13 protein-coding genes are annotated in these 14197 nt (G+C 47.9%); all 13 read right to left on the reverse strand.

Going from position 1 to position 14197, the window contains the following annotated elements; genetic code table 11:
- Nucleotides 1-93: 93 nt before the first annotated feature.
- Nucleotides 94-306 carry a YlzJ-like family protein gene (locus tag QD47_RS03545; RefSeq protein WP_014281138.1) on the reverse strand — a complete coding sequence of 71 codons (213 nt, stop codon included), beginning with the start codon at nt 304-306 and terminating at the stop codon, nt 94-96.
- Nucleotides 303-1157, reverse strand: coding sequence for a ClpP family protease (locus QD47_RS03550; RefSeq protein WP_044644826.1), 855 nt, complete (start codon nt 1155-1157; stop codon nt 303-305). The genes QD47_RS03545 and QD47_RS03550 overlap by 4 nt, the downstream gene beginning before the upstream one ends.
- 237 nt (nt 1158-1394) lie before the next feature.
- On the reverse strand, nt 1395-3074 hold the full coding sequence (locus tag QD47_RS03555; protein ID WP_044644827.1) for a ribonuclease J: 1680 nt from the start codon (nt 3072-3074) through the stop codon (nt 1395-1397).
- Nucleotides 3075-3427: 353 nt separating this feature from the next.
- A complete protein-coding gene (gene dapA, locus QD47_RS03560; RefSeq protein ID WP_044644828.1) occupies nt 3428-4309 on the reverse strand; it encodes a 4-hydroxy-tetrahydrodipicolinate synthase in 882 nt (293 codons plus the stop codon).
- Between the two features lie 41 nt (nt 4310-4350).
- The gene (gene dapG / locus QD47_RS03565) at nt 4351-5568 is read right to left on the reverse strand and encodes an aspartate kinase (protein ID WP_044644829.1); all 1218 of its coding nucleotides are present in this window, start codon (nt 5566-5568) and stop codon (nt 4351-4353) included.
- Between the two features lie 36 nt (nt 5569-5604).
- The gene (locus QD47_RS03570) at nt 5605-6642 is read right to left on the reverse strand and encodes an aspartate-semialdehyde dehydrogenase (protein ID WP_044644830.1); all 1038 of its coding nucleotides are present in this window, start codon (nt 6640-6642) and stop codon (nt 5605-5607) included.
- Between the two features lie 135 nt (nt 6643-6777).
- Entirely contained in the window at nt 6778-7371 is a 594-nt protein-coding gene (locus QD47_RS03575) for a dipicolinate synthase subunit B (RefSeq protein ID WP_044644831.1), read from the reverse strand.
- Nucleotides 7371-8267, reverse strand: coding sequence for a dipicolinate synthase subunit DpsA (gene dpsA, locus QD47_RS03580; protein WP_044644832.1), 897 nt, complete (start codon nt 8265-8267; stop codon nt 7371-7373). Before dpsA ends, QD47_RS03575 begins: the two co-directional genes overlap by 1 nt.
- 220 nt (nt 8268-8487) lie before the next feature.
- On the reverse strand, nt 8488-8934 hold the full coding sequence (gene dut, locus QD47_RS03585; protein ID WP_014281130.1) for a dUTP diphosphatase: 447 nt from the start codon (nt 8932-8934) through the stop codon (nt 8488-8490).
- The gene (locus QD47_RS03590; protein ID WP_044644833.1) at nt 8912-10177 is read right to left on the reverse strand and encodes a M16 family metallopeptidase; all 1266 of its coding nucleotides are present in this window, start codon (nt 10175-10177) and stop codon (nt 8912-8914) included. Before QD47_RS03590 ends, dut begins: the two co-directional genes overlap by 23 nt.
- Before the next feature lie 66 nt (nt 10178-10243).
- On the reverse strand, nt 10244-11248 hold the full coding sequence (locus QD47_RS03595; protein WP_200893385.1) for a polysaccharide deacetylase family protein: 1005 nt from the start codon (nt 11246-11248) through the stop codon (nt 10244-10246).
- A gap of 232 nt (nt 11249-11480) precedes the next feature.
- Complete coding sequence (gene pnp, locus QD47_RS03600) at nt 11481-13583, reverse strand: polyribonucleotide nucleotidyltransferase (protein ID WP_044644834.1); 2103 nt, start codon at nt 13581-13583, stop codon at nt 11481-11483.
- A gap of 245 nt (nt 13584-13828) precedes the next feature.
- Nucleotides 13829-14098 (reverse strand): 30S ribosomal protein S15, encoded by a 270-nt coding sequence (gene rpsO, locus QD47_RS03605; RefSeq protein WP_014281126.1) that lies wholly within the window; start codon nt 14096-14098, stop codon nt 13829-13831.
- Nucleotides 14099-14197: the final 99 nt, after the last annotated feature.

The raw sequence follows: 14197 nt of genomic DNA on the forward strand, positions 1-14197 counted from the left end.
CCCCCAGAAGAATATTATACCACGTCACCCGGTATCCGCACATATGTTCTTTTTCAACATTAAACGACCTATTTTCGTCCTATTCGACACCTTCTACGACCATTCGATGACTTGTCCGGGTGCATAACGCGGATTCAGGTAAGTTTCCAGCGGACAATCTAGCAATCGCACGATAATCCCCCTGCGACTTTCGAGCGGCTGCACCTGCATAAGTAAACCGTCAACCCGAATCTCCGCAAACGTCTCCGCCTCCTTCCACATGCCCTCCCACACCATTTCCATTGGCATTACGGTATATAAGGTCATTGAGGCAACTCCCCACTATGCTCATTTGGGAGCGTTCCAGTCGGATTCCCTGTAGCATTGGGGGGAAAAGGTACGAACGGAGCCTGCTGCTGAGTCCCTGTAATCCCGTTTTGCTGACGTTGAGATTCAATGATGGTGTTCAGTTGTTTCAATGCTTCTCCGATGCCACCAACCGCGTCCATCAAGCCATATTTCACTGCATCGGCTCCCCCAACCGCAGTACCAATATCCCGATTCAGTTCACCGGTTTTAAACATAAGCTCCTTAAACCGCTCCTCAGTAATACGCGAATGGGAAACCACAAAACGTACAACACGCTCCTGCATTTTTTCCATATATTCAAACGTTTGTGGAACTCCGATAACCAAGCCATTCATACGAATCGGGTGAATGGTCATCGTCGCGCTCTCGGCAATATAAGAATAGGTGGACGAGACAGCGATAGGCACACCGATACTATGCCCGCCTCCAATGACAATGGTCACCGTCGGTTTACTCATTGAAGCGATCATTTCAGCAATAGCCAGCCCTGCCTCGACATCCCCACCTACTGTATTCAGCAGAATCATTAAGCCTTCAATACGTGGATTTTGCTCCGCTGCTACCAGCTGGGGAATAATGTGCTCGTATTTGGTCGTTTTGTTTTGCGGTGGCAGAATCAGATGCCCTTCAATCTGACCAATTATTGTCATGCAAAAAATATTGGATTCGCTTCCGGGCATGGAGGTTTGTCCCAGTTGCTGCAAGGCCTCCATAGCGGGGGAAATGGGTCTTTGCCCAACTTCAGGCATAGGTTGATCCGGTGCTTCCGTTTCTTGTCTGCCGGATGATAGGTTGCTGTATTGTTCCATGTGGGCGATCTTCCTTTCGCTTTACGCGTCTTTGTGACCCGTATTCACCCTATAGTATGGGATGGAAATGGAATATTTTATACCCGCCCCCATGGCTTTCCTTCTTTCCTCACCCGGAAAAGCCAAAAAAGCCTCCCCTCCCGCGGAAACCGTCCAATATTTCCTGCGGGAAGAGAGGCGACTGTGTGCCTGTGACTTAAGTTTTTAATTCAGGTTTTTGAGCAAATTTCAATTGACTCACACTTCCATAATGATTGGCAAAATCATCGGTCTGCGACGAGTTTGCTCATACAAGAAGCGACCCAGCGCATCCTTGACATTTGTTTTAAGGGAAGCCCATTCATTTACATTCTCGCTCATGAGCTTATGCAGTGTGCTTGAGACAATACGATTCGCTTCATCCAGCAAACCTTCCGATTCGCGGACATATACGAAACCACGGGAAATGATATCCGGTCCAGACTTGATCGTGCCGTCCTGCTTGCTCAGGGTGACAACAACAACCAAAATACCGTCCTGTGACAGCAATTTGCGGTCGCGTAATACGATATTCCCTACATCTCCTACACCCAGTCCGTCGATTAACACGTTGCCCGCTGTAACCTTACCAGCTCTGCGTGCTCCACCGTTCTGAATTTCAATAACTTCACCGATATCTGTGATGAAAATGTTGTCCGGCTCTACACCTACCGATTCGGCAAGGAGGGCATGACGACGTTGCATTCTGAACTCACCATGAATTGGCAAGAAGAATTTAGGTTTCATCAGATTCAGCATCAGTTTGAGTTCTTCCTGGCTTCCGTGTCCGGAAACGTGAATTCCCGGATTAGCTGCGCTGTAATAAACATTGGCACCTAAACGGAACAGTTCATCAATCGTGCGACCGACATATTTTTCATTACCCGGTACCGGTGTAGCTGCGATGATAACCGAATCTCCCGGAAGAATATCCACCTTACGATGTGTGGAACGCGCCATTCTTGTTAGAGCAGACATCGGCTCGCCTTGGCTACCTGTGCAGAGAATAACTACGCGATCCGCTGACATTTTGCCAACTTCCTCAGGCTCGATCAGCATTCCATCCGGAATTTCCAGATAGCCCAAATCAGATGCAATCCCTACGACATTAACCATACTGCGACCGATAACCGTCACTTTGCGTCCTGTCGATTCAGCAGCATTAATAACCTGCTGAATACGGTGTACGTTGGAAGCAAAAGTAGCTACAACTACACGCTGTTTCGACTTACGGAAAATGTCTTCCAGCACGATGCCGACGCTTTTTTCCGATGGAGTAAAGCCTGGTTTTTCCGCATTGGTACTGTCTGACAAAAGAGCCAGTACGCCACGTGTGCCGATTTCAGCCATACGCTGCAAATCGGCATATTGTCCGTTAACCGGAGTATGATCAAACTTGAAGTCACCTGTATGAACAACAGCGCCCTCAGGAGTATCAATGCATACACCCACCGAATCCGGAATACTGTGGTTTGTTCTGAAGAATGTTGCTTTCAGTGTGGAACCCAGTTTGATTTCGGAATCAGCATTGATCAAAATACGTTTGGTTTCGCCAAGCAGATTCGCTTCCTTCAGCTTGTTTTCCACCAGCCCCAGCGTCAATTTGGTACCGTATACTGGTACATTCAAATGTTTCAGCACGTAAGGCAAACCGCCGATATGGTCCTCATGACCATGAGTCAGCACAATGCCTCTTACCTTGTCGCGGTTCTCCGTAAGGTAGGAAATATCAGGAATAACGATATCAATGCCAAGCATGTCCTCTTCCGGGAATTTCAGACCCGAATCCACCACGACAATGTCATTGCCGTATTGAACGACATACATATTTTTCCCGATTTCACCGACGCCGCCCAAAGCGAAAATCATCAATTTATCGTTGTTTGTTTTTTTAGACAAATGAATCTAAACCTCCTATGGTAGTTGGACGTCGTACCTTGATTTATTTATTTAATTTTCAAAAGAATACCGCACCCAGTCACTTGACCTCATTATACATGATTAAAATAAGAAAAAACAAGTCATCCTGTTCGTTGCGCATAGGTTTCCCACTGCCGTCTAAAACCATTACTCCCTGTTCAATTATCTTGATACATGGTTAAAAGGCACAGCAAAAAGGGCGCCCTATAAGAACGCCCTCATGCCGGAGTACCTTGTCAAGGCTATAAAATCCTCCGGATTCTTTACTCCCGGCTGCCTTTAACAAGCGTACTCCCCGTATTCATTTAACATTTAAAATTCATTCTTCCCGATTAGCGGGCAAATAACTTCTTAATAAATTCCGCTTCCTCTTCGGTCGGAGGAATAAGCGGCAACCTAACAGAACCGACCGAAACATTCCGTAACTCCAATGCATATTTTACAGCCACCGGATTAGGCAGCGGATGAGGACAGCCGAACAAACCCTTGAAAACCGGAAACAACTGCTGATGCAGTTTTGCTGCCTGCTGTGCGTGTCCCCCTACAAGTGAATCAATCATCTGCTTCATTTCTGCGCCTACTACATGACTCGCCACGCTGATAATACCATAAGCCCCTACAGCCATAGCAGGCAACCCGGAAGCGTCATCCCCCGAATAAATGAAGAATCCCTCCGGAGCTGCGGCTGCAATCTGTGTGACCTGCGCCAGCGACGCGCATTCTTTGGTTCCTACAATGTTAGGGATTTGCGCAAGACGCAGCGTCGTTTCTACGGTCAGGCTGGCTGCGGTACGGCTTGGTACATTATACAGTATGACTGGAAGGGATGTGGAATTTGCAATACTTTCAAAATGCTGATACATCCCTTCCTGATTCGGCTTATTGTAATAAGGCACTACCAGCAAAATACCGTCTACCCCCGCCTGCTCCGCAGCACGGGTCAGATGAATGGAGTGACGTGTATTGTTGCTACCGGTACCGGCAATGATTTTACATCGTCCGGCTGCTTTTTCTACAGTAAATGCAAACAACTTGATTTTTTCATCATCGCTCAGGGTAGGAGACTCGCCCGTCGTTCCTGATACGACAAGAGACTCCGAATGTTGTTCTTCTATTAAATAATCAATCAACGAGGACAATGCAGTCCAGTCAATCTCTCCTTGCTGATCAAAAGGTGTCACCATTGCGGTAATCAGTCTGCCGAAATTCACCATGCTGCCTCCTTTTTTTGCAAGTCCGAGCACGGACATTGCGCCTATTGATGGAGTTCAAATTTATTATGCAATGCGCGTACAGCCTGCACCATATCTTCTTTTTTAACGAGTACCCAAATCGTCGTGTTGGAATCTGCCGATTGAAGAATCTGTACGTCTGATTCTGCCAATGCCTCTACAATCGTCGCCATAATGCCAGGTACCCCATTGATACCGCCACCTATGACGGATACTTTAGCGCACCCTGCCAAAATTTTAGGCTCCAAGCCCAGACCGTTCAGTACTTCAACCGCTTTGCTTCCATCAGCATCGAACACGGTATAAACCGCCCCGGATGGAGTTACATTAATAAAATCGACGCTGATTCCATGCTCAGCCATGGATTTGAATACTTGTAATTGCAAATGCTCCGAGCCTAGCTTTAATTCTACGGTAATTTGTGTGACGTTGCCGACATACGCAATACCTGTCACGAAACGGTCAACGATGTCTGCCTGTACGTCCTTAAAGCCCTCCGGATGGGTGACCAGCGTTCCTTCCCCTTCGGAAAAGGTAGAGCGAACCCGAACCGGAATATTCGCCTGCATGGCAATTTCAACAGCACGGGGGTGGATAACCTTAGCCCCCTGATGAGCCATATTACAAATCTCCGTATAGCTGACATGGGCAAGCGGTTTTGCATTTTCCACGATGCGCGGATCGGCGGTCAAGATGCCGTTCACATCCGTATAAATGTCTACCATGTCCGCTTGTAGAGCGGCACCCAGAGCGGTAGCGGAAGTATCGCTGCCACCACGACCCAAGGTAGTCATATCACCGCTTACAGTCTGACCCTGGAAGCCTGTCACAATGACGACACGGCCCTGGTTCAGCTCTTCCACGATACGGTCTGGCTTTATATCCAAAATACGAGCATTGCCGTATTGATCATCCGTAATAAAGCCCGCCTGTGCCCCAGTCAGCACCGTAGCAGGAATACCTTCATTTTCCATCAGGCTGCATAATGTAGCGGCAGAAATGATTTCACCACAGCACAGCAGTAAATCCCGTTCACGCTTAGGAAGACTGTCGCCGTTAGACGCCGCCCATTCGAGCAGCGTGTCCGTGGCATAAGGCTCTCCTTTCCGCCCCATGGCCGACACAACGACAACCAGTTGAAAATTTTGTTCCAGCTCTCGCTTCACATGTCCTAGCACCAGTTGACGCGCTTCGGGTGTGGACAGCGAGGTTCCCCCAAATTTCTGTACTAAAATACTCATCGCTCTTCCCCCATCTTACTCCCTACTTCAGGAACGTTATTCCGCATTTGCAGCAATAATCTCCGCGATTTGCACCGCGTTCCATGCTGCTCCCTTGAGCAGGTTGTCGGATACGACCCACAGATTCAATCCACGGCTGTTGCCCAAATCACGACGTACACGTCCAACGAATACATCAGGTTTCCCTGCGGCTTCGGATGCCAGCGGATAGAGCTGCGCAGCAGGATCGTCTACCAGGGTTACTCCCGGTGCCGAAGCAAGCAGATTGCGGATTTCTTCCACATCATAATCTTTTTTAAGCTCTACATAGACGGATTCCGAGTGTCCGTATACGACAGGAATACGTACACACGTTGCTGTTACGTCCACGGATTCATCATCCAATATTTTTTTCGTTTCAAGTACCATTTTCATTTCTTCCAGTGTATAGCCGTTGTCCTGGAATTTGTCGATTTGTGGGATAGCATTGAAAGCAATTTGATGCTTCACCGGCAATGAACCGACTGGCAGCAGATCAGGCTGAACTTCTTCACCGTTAAGGATCGCTGCACTTTGACGATTCAGTTCATCAATGGCACGGCTTCCAGCCCCGGACACCGCTTGATATGTGGATACGATGATACGAGAAATGCCATACTGATCATATAATGGTTTCAAAGCAGCTACCATCTGGATGGTGGAGCAGTTCGGGTTGGCAATGATTCCTTGATGCTTGGCAATTTTGTCGCTGTTCACCTCAGGAACGACAAGAGGAGCTGTAGGATCCATCCGGAAGGCGTTTGTGTTGTCAATGCATACTGCACCATGACGAACAGCATGTGGTGCCAGTTCCTTACTTACGTCTCCGCCTGCGCTGAACAAGGCAATGTCGATTCCTTCAAAGCTGTCGGGGGTTGCAATCTCTACTGGAATTTGCTGACCTTTAAAGCTAATTAAAGTGCCGGCAGAACGAGGCGAAGAAAGAAATTTAATTTTATCCACAGGAAAATCCCGTTTTTCCAGCAGATTTACGATTTGTTCTCCTACGGCGCCTGTCGCTCCAACGACAGCTACATTAAACTTTCTATTGCTCATCTGGTGTATCTCCCCTTCTCGACTAAAAAACCATTTTTTTATTCTGAAAGCATCCACCGCCAACAAGAAATTAGACCCGATGCATCATCGAATCATCTTCTAGGCGAGGGATGCTCAGCAGTTAACTATAGTACTTCATGGAGTCTTGCGTTCCACAATCATCGGTTGAAGCTGTTTGCCCTGCATAGCAGCGTAAGCGGCTTCCGGAATCAGCTCCATGTCAGCCACAAGTGAATTGGGCTTTTTAACTGGATTGTCCTGTCCGAACGGCACAAAAAATATATTTTTGGCTACCAGCAACTTGGCGATATTCGCAGCATTCAAGCCAAGCCCATCATTGGTTGATATGGCCAAAAGAAGTGGACGACCGTTGCGCAATTGCGCCTTGGCGGCCATCAGAACCGGACTGTCTGTCATAGCATTCGCCAGCTTACTCATCGAATTCCCCGTCAAGGGTGCAATCACCAGTACATCGAGTATTTGGGAAGGACCCAGTGGCTCAGCCTCCACAATTGTAGAAATGATATCATTCCCTGTTATATCTTTCAACTGTTTTTGCCAACTTTGCGAAGTACCGAAGCGGGTATCCGTTGTTAATACCGTATTGGATATAATGGGAACGACCTTCGCGCCCTCGTCAACAAAACGCTGTATAACAGGCATAACCTCTTCAAATGTGCAGTGTGAACCTGTAATTGCATAACCTACCGTTTTCCCTTGCCAACTCATTACGCATCACCCCGATCAGGATTATCTTCCATTAACAACTGCACCAACGTATTCGCTATAATGGCACCAGCAGTTTTGGGAGCGACAATACCGGGAAGGCCGGGGGCGAGCATGGCCGTGATTCCACGCTTTTCCGCAAAACGGAAATCACATCCGCCCGGGGCGGAAGCAAGGTCAATAATCACGGTGGCCTGTTGCAATTTAGACAGGATTTGCGCTGTGATAATCATAGAGGGTATCGTATTAAAAATCAAGTCAACACCCTGAGTCTCATCCGCCAAATCCCTTGTCATAAAAGGCTTCCAGCCCATTTCCACCGCTCTCGCCGCATCCTCTGCCCTACGTACCCCGACCTTCACTCTGGCTCCCAATCCTTGTAGCGCCCTTGCCATGGTAAATCCAGTCCGTCCCATGCCCAGAACCATACAATTTGCACCATGAATCGTAAAATCCGTATGTTGAATCGCCATCATCAGTGCGCCTTCCGCCGTAGGTATCGAGTTATATATGGCCACATCGTCTCTTTCCAGCAACTCCACCAGCTTTAAATCATGTCTGGAACAAATTTCTTTTAAGTACGTCCGCGCCATCCCCGTATATACGACGCAGTGCGGCGGAAGAGCAGCGGCGTGCTCATTAAGAAACTGCAGCTTTTGCGATCCAAAAAGTGCATTCACATTGCCTCCCTCATCGCACCCCACAACTGGCAGCACAAGTGCATCTGCCGATTCCAGCAGCTTGACAGACAACGGCTCCCGCGATGCTCCTCTGAGCGGCTCTTCAAGCTGGTCAAAGCCGACCACGCTGACGGTAGCATCCATGTCTACACATTTTCGAATTACCTCAAGCTGCCTCGCATCACCACCCAATACAACGATGCGTATTCCTGTTAGCATCCGGATCACTCCTTTCCGAGACACGATATGCTTTTAGTCTATGCAGCCACCCATAGATAGGTGAAGAAACACAAAAAAACCGCCCCTTTTCGGGACGGCTTTCATGTGTATCCTTATTCATATGCTATTCATGCTCTAGCTTAAAATCGACAATTCAGTTACATTCTCCAAAATACCGATTAAAGCCGTGACATTCAGTCGTTTGAAGGAAACTGTAGACTCAGCGTCCTGTATGACCGAAGCCTCCAGCACCACGCACTGTTTCAGACAAACGGTCTACCTGCTTCAACTCTACCTCAGGCACAGTCTGAAATACCATTTGTGCAATTCGCTCATTACGTGTAATGGTGAAAGGTTCCTCGCCCAAATTGATAAGCAATACCTTAATCTCCCCACGATAATCCGCATCAATTGTGCCTGGTGTGTTGAGACAGGTAATACCATGCTTGAGAGCCAGTCCGCTGCGCGGACGGATTTGTGCCTCCAGCCCTGCCGGCATCGCTATAGCCAATCCGGTTGGAACAAGACAACGCTTGCCGGGTTCCAACACTAAGTCTTCCTGTACCGCAGCATACAGGTCAAACCCGGATGCAAGCTCTGACATTTTACGGGGCAGCTCAATATCCTCATTGCCCCCAAGTCTGTTAATTTCCACGTAAGTTAACAAAATAGTCCCTCCTCATATCCTTAACCGCTGAATCGCTTGCTCCGACCATCGACAGAGCAAACGGCTCCGAGAACATCCGGTCCAGTACCTTGTTCACATCATCAGCTGTCACTTGCTCAATGTGCTCAATCATTTGATCCAGCGTGTAATGCTGACCTAGCATCAACTCATTTTTTCCAAGACGATTCATCCGACTTCCTGTGCCCTCAAGGCTTAATATCAAGCTTCCTTTTAACTGCTCCTTGCCTTTACGAAGCTCGTTATCATCCAGTCCCTTGACAGCCACATCCTGCAACAGCTCAAGCGCCAGATCCAGCACATCCTTCGTCTGCTTGGGAGCCGTACCGGCATAAATGGTGAACATACCACTGTCCGCATGGGAGCTATGGTAGGAATAGACCGAATAAGCCAGCCCACGCTTCTCCCGAATTTCCTGAAACAGACGTGAGCTCATACCGCCGCCGATCGCGTTGTTCAGTAATACCATAGCATACTGGAGATCGTCACCCGTTGCAAATCCAGGCAGAGACAAGCAAATATGATTCTGTTCCGTTGCCTTTTCATGATACAACAGCTCACCGTTAAACGCAGGAACCGTCAGGGGCGAAGCAGTTCCATGGTTATCAAAGTGCCCAAAGTGACGCTCCAGTAGCTCTACCAGACTATCATCAATATTACCAGCCACACTGATGACCGTATTGTCGATTGTATAGTGTTCTTTCATATAATTGCTGAGATGGGAGCTGTCCATAGCTAATAAATGCTTTTCGGTACCGAGAATGGGGTAAGCCAGCGGATGGTCGCCATAAGCGGCCCGTGATAAGAGATCATGCACCATATCGTCCGGTGTGTCCTCGTACATGGAGATTTCCTCCAGGATCACGTTTTTCTCTTTTGCCAGCTCTTCATGATCTAATTTAGAATTAAAAAACATATCGGACAGTACATCAACCGCAATCGGCAGATGCTCATCCAGTACTTTTGCATAATAGCACGTATATTCCTTCGAAGTGAATGCATTAACATTCCCTCCAATGGCGTCAAATTGCTCGGCAATTTCCTTCGCGTCGAAACGCTCTGTTCCTTTGAAAAGCATGTGTTCAATAAAATGAGAAATACCGCTATTGTCCGGGGTTTCATTTCGGGAGCCGGTTTTAACCCAGATGCCGAAAGAAACGGAACGCACAGTTGGAATTTTTTCAATGACCACTCTTAGGCCGTTTTTGAGTTGAATTCTTTCCACGATTGGCCCTCCTAAACTGAATTGCAAACTTTGCCATAATGTTCAATCCTAACAGAAAAAAGACGTTCACTCAACCGGAGCAGGTAGCTGCCGATCAGGGGAAAGCGTCTGACTGACGGTTCCGGGCACCAGTCCCTTGCTGCGAATGGCATGAATCATACCTTTGAGAGCCGCTGATGAAGAATCTGTCGGATGCATCAAAATCAGTGATCCCGATTCGACCTTGCTACTGATTTTAGCAATTACCGATTCTGGGGAAGGATGTCTCCAGTCCACTGTATCCAGTGTCCACAGCACTGTTTTAAGCCCAAGACCTGCTGCTAAATCAACCGTTTCCTGATTAAAATCGCCTGACGGCGGGGCAAACCATCTGTTTTTCACACCTAAAATGTCCTGAAGAAGCACTTGTGTCTTCTCTATTTCCTGTGTAGCTCTTTCCCTGCTCAGACGGCTCATATTCGGATGGGAGTAAGCATGGTTCGAAAGCTCATGTCCTCTTTTTTGAATCTCTTTGGCGAGTTCAGGATTTTTTTTCAGCCAGCTACCATCGAAAAAAAACGTAGCCTTGACCTTTTCCTGATCCAGCGTATCCAGTATAGGCACGATATACTCGTTTCCCCAAGCTACATTGATCATGAAAGAAACCATCGGCTTTTCGGGATTTCCCCGGTAAATCGGGACATTGCCGAGCTGGTTCAAATGTATCTTGGGCGCAAGCTGTCGATACACATATTGTATGGGTCGGTCCGGAGCCGCAATTGCCTTACGATAAGTCGCGTCCAGGTCAACCTCCAAGCCGTTATAGCCGGGAATAGCCTTCCATACCCGGTCGATCTTCGCATCAACCGGCTCTCGTCTTTGCCGGGCAGCCTCTGATCGCAGTCGCTGCATGAGTGCATTATCAGGTAAAGCCGCGATCGCCATCGTTGTTGCAGCCTCGGGCTCACTCGTTTCCGTGCTGTGTCCGGCGCGTAGTTGACTCACATACTCACGTACCCCACTAAACTGCCCAATCACCAGCGTAATGACCAGACTGGCTACAACCCACGCTGCTCTCTTTGCCTTTCTCATGATCCCTTCATCCTCCCGCCCGTTTGTCCACATTGTATGCGGGGAGGACAAGAACTATGACGCAGCAAGCCACTGGAAGCCCACTTCGACACAGCCTGTGCATATGTATGAAAAAAGAGCCAGAAACGTAGCTCTGCCTCTTTCCAAAAGCTTAAAAGATGCTATTCCAATCCCAAGTGTTCTGTAAAAAACGAACAGCACTCCTGTTATAGTGATCCGCTGTACGCAGGTACTAGGACTTTGCAGGAGCTTCAGCCGTCAGAACAGCTTTGCGGGATAAATTGACACGACCTTGTTGATCAATTTCGGTTACTTTCACCGTAATCGTATCTCCAATAGCAACTACATCCTCAACTTTGGCTACACGTTCAGTAGACAGTTGGGAAATATGAACCAGACCGTCCTTGCCCGGTAAAATTTCGACGAATGCACCGAATTTTTCAATCCGCTTCACTGTGCCGATGTAAATCTCTCCGATCACAACTTCTTTCACGATACCTTCAATAATGGAACGTGCCTTTTCATTCATCTCTTGGTTTGTGGAAGCGATGAATACACGACCATCTTGTTCGATATCAATTTTTACGCCGGTTTCTTCGATGATTTTGTTAATGATTTTACCACCCGCACCAATAACATCACGGATTTTATCCGGATTAATGTGCATCGTCATAATTTTCGGCGCATACGGAGACAATTGCTCACGCGGCGTCTGGATGGCTTCCATCATTTTGCTAAGAATGAACAGACGTCCTTCTCTGGCTTGTTTGAGCGCGTCCTGCAAAATGTTACGATCGATACCGTTAATCTTGATATCCATTTGAATAGCAGTTACGCCTTCTGCTGTACCAGCCACTTTAAAGTCCATATCGCCCAGGTGATCTTCCATACCCTGGATATCGGTCAACACGGAAACATGCTCCCCGTCCTTGATCAATCCCATCGCTACACCTGCAACCGGAGCCTTGATCGGTACACCCGCATCCATCATAGCCAGTGTGCTTGCGCAGATACTAGCCTGGGAAGTCGAGCCATTCGATTCCAGCACCTCGGAAACGAGACGAATCGTATATGGAAATTCAGTTTCAGAAGGAATGACTTTAGAAAGCGCACGCTCACCAAGAGCACCATGTCCAATTTCACGACGACCCGGTGCACGCAAAGGACGAGCCTCGCCTACACTGAATGGAGGGAAATTGTAATGATGCATGAAACGCTTCGTTTCTTCCAGATCAATGCCGTCCAAAATTTGTACATCACCCAATGCGCCAAGTGTACAAACGCTAAGCGCTTGCGTTTGACCGCGTGTGAACAAGCCCGAGCCATGCGTACGCGGCAAAATGCTCGTATCGCTTTCGATCGGACGAATCTCGTCAAGCTTACGACCGTCAGGACGCACTTTATCATGCGTAATCAGACGACGGACTTCTTCTTTAACGATATCATAGAGAACTTCGCTCACGTCTTTCAAAAGCTCAGGCGTCTCTATGTATTGTGCTTCAAAATGTGCAACCGTCTCTTCGTTGACTGCATCAATCGCCTCTTGACGGGCATGTTTTTCTACAATTTTGACGGCTTCCACCAAACGTTCAGCTGCATAAGCACGAACTTCGCTGTTCACTTTTTCATCGACAGCATGCAGTTTAACCTGCATTTTTTCTTTACCTGCCACTTGAACCAGTTGCTCAATGACTGCCACAATGTTCTTGATCTCGTCATGGCCAAACATGATTGCTTCCAGCATGACTTCTTCCGGAATTTCGTTGCCTTCCGCTTCTACCATCATGATAGCATCTTTTGTTCCGGCTACAACCAGGTACAGATCGCTTGCATCCTGCTGCGCAATGTCCGGGTTAATCACGAATTGTCCGTCCACACGGCCTACAGCAACTCCACCAATCGGTCCGTTAAAAGGTACGTCCGAAATACTAAGCGCTGCCGAGGTTCCGATCATCGCTGCAATTTCCGGCTCACAATCCTGATCGACACTCATCACCAGGTTTAATACCTGTACATCATTCCGGAAGCCTTCCGGGAACAATGGGCGAATCGGACGGTCTGTCAGACGGCTGGACAAAATCGCTTTTTGACTCGGGCGTCCTTCCCGTTTAATAAATCCGCCTGGGATTTTTCCCACAGCATACAATCTTTCTTCATAGTTCACCGTCAGCGGAAAAAAGTCCAAATCTTTCGGCGCATTGGAAGCGGTCACGGTACAGAGAACAACCGTTTCGCCATAGCTTACTTTAACTGCCGCATTGGCCTGTTTCGCAAGACGCCCTGTTTCCAGCACCAGCTTTCTTCCGCCAAGCTGCATTTCTACACGTTGCTCCATGGTATCCCTCCATTTCATTCCATTGTAAAAGTTCTATACATATCCAGTATTTCCTGCGCGGGCCTAATTCATAAGAAGCCCTATGCATTATAAGCACCAGAATCTTACTAGACTCGCACTTCTAAAGGATCTGTACGTCAAAAAAATTCCTTACTTCAAAAAAGAACCCGGCTGCTGTCCGCCGTCGCCTTAGCAGGGACAAGCGGTGAACAACCAGGCTTCTTTTCTCATTACATGTCTGAAAATTAACGACGCAATCCGAGACGCTCGATCAACGCACTGTAACGTCTAACATCAGTCTTCTTCAGGTAAGCCAAAAGTTTACGACGCTGACCGACCATTTTCAACAACCCGCGGCGGGAGTGATGGTCTTTCTTATGCGAACGAAAGTGGCTTTGCAAGTTAACGATGTTTTCAGTAAGGATAGCGATTTGTACCTCTGCAGATCCTGTATCGGATTCATGAGTTTTGTACTCCTCGATCAATTGCTGTTTACGCTCTTGAGTCAATGCCATCCTGTTCACCTCCTTCATTATAATCGCCATTAGCCTCGTAGCCGCTGGTGAAAGCGGACAACCAAGCCAAGGTTCATCGTTGTTTACACAACATAAGTC

The organism is Paenibacillus terrae, assembly GCF_000943545.1.
In the GTDB taxonomy this organism is placed as follows: Bacteria; Bacillota; Bacilli; order Paenibacillales; family Paenibacillaceae; genus Paenibacillus; species Paenibacillus terrae_A.

Excerpts from the sequence above, each read along its gene's own strand:
- dpsA (WP_044644832.1), bottom strand. The coding sequence starts at position 8,267 with ATGCTAACAGGAATACGCATCGTTGTATTGGGTGGTGATGCGAGGCAG.
- QD47_RS03545 (WP_014281138.1), bottom strand. The coding sequence starts at position 306 with ATGACCTTATATACCGTAATGCCAATGGAAATGGTGTGGGAGGGCATG.
- QD47_RS03550 (WP_044644826.1), bottom strand. The coding sequence starts at position 1,157 with ATGGAACAATACAGCAACCTATCATCCGGCAGACAAGAAACGGAAGCA.
- QD47_RS03575 (WP_044644831.1), bottom strand. The coding sequence starts at position 7,371 with ATGAGTTGGCAAGGGAAAACGGTAGGTTATGCAATTACAGGTTCACAC.
- QD47_RS03595 (WP_200893385.1), bottom strand. The coding sequence starts at position 11,248 with ATGAGAAAGGCAAAGAGAGCAGCGTGGGTTGTAGCCAGTCTGGTCATT.
- QD47_RS03570 (WP_044644830.1), bottom strand. The coding sequence starts at position 6,642 with ATGAGCAATAGAAAGTTTAATGTAGCTGTCGTTGGAGCGACAGGCGCC.
- rpsO (WP_014281126.1), bottom strand. The coding sequence starts at position 14,098 with ATGGCATTGACTCAAGAGCGTAAACAGCAATTGATCGAGGAGTACAAA.
- dapA (WP_044644828.1), bottom strand. The coding sequence starts at position 4,309 with ATGGTGAATTTCGGCAGACTGATTACCGCAATGGTGACACCTTTTGAT.
- dapG (WP_044644829.1), bottom strand. The coding sequence starts at position 5,568 with ATGAGTATTTTAGTACAGAAATTTGGGGGAACCTCGCTGTCCACACCC.
- pnp (WP_044644834.1), bottom strand. The coding sequence starts at position 13,583 with ATGGAGCAACGTGTAGAAATGCAGCTTGGCGGAAGAAAGCTGGTGCTG.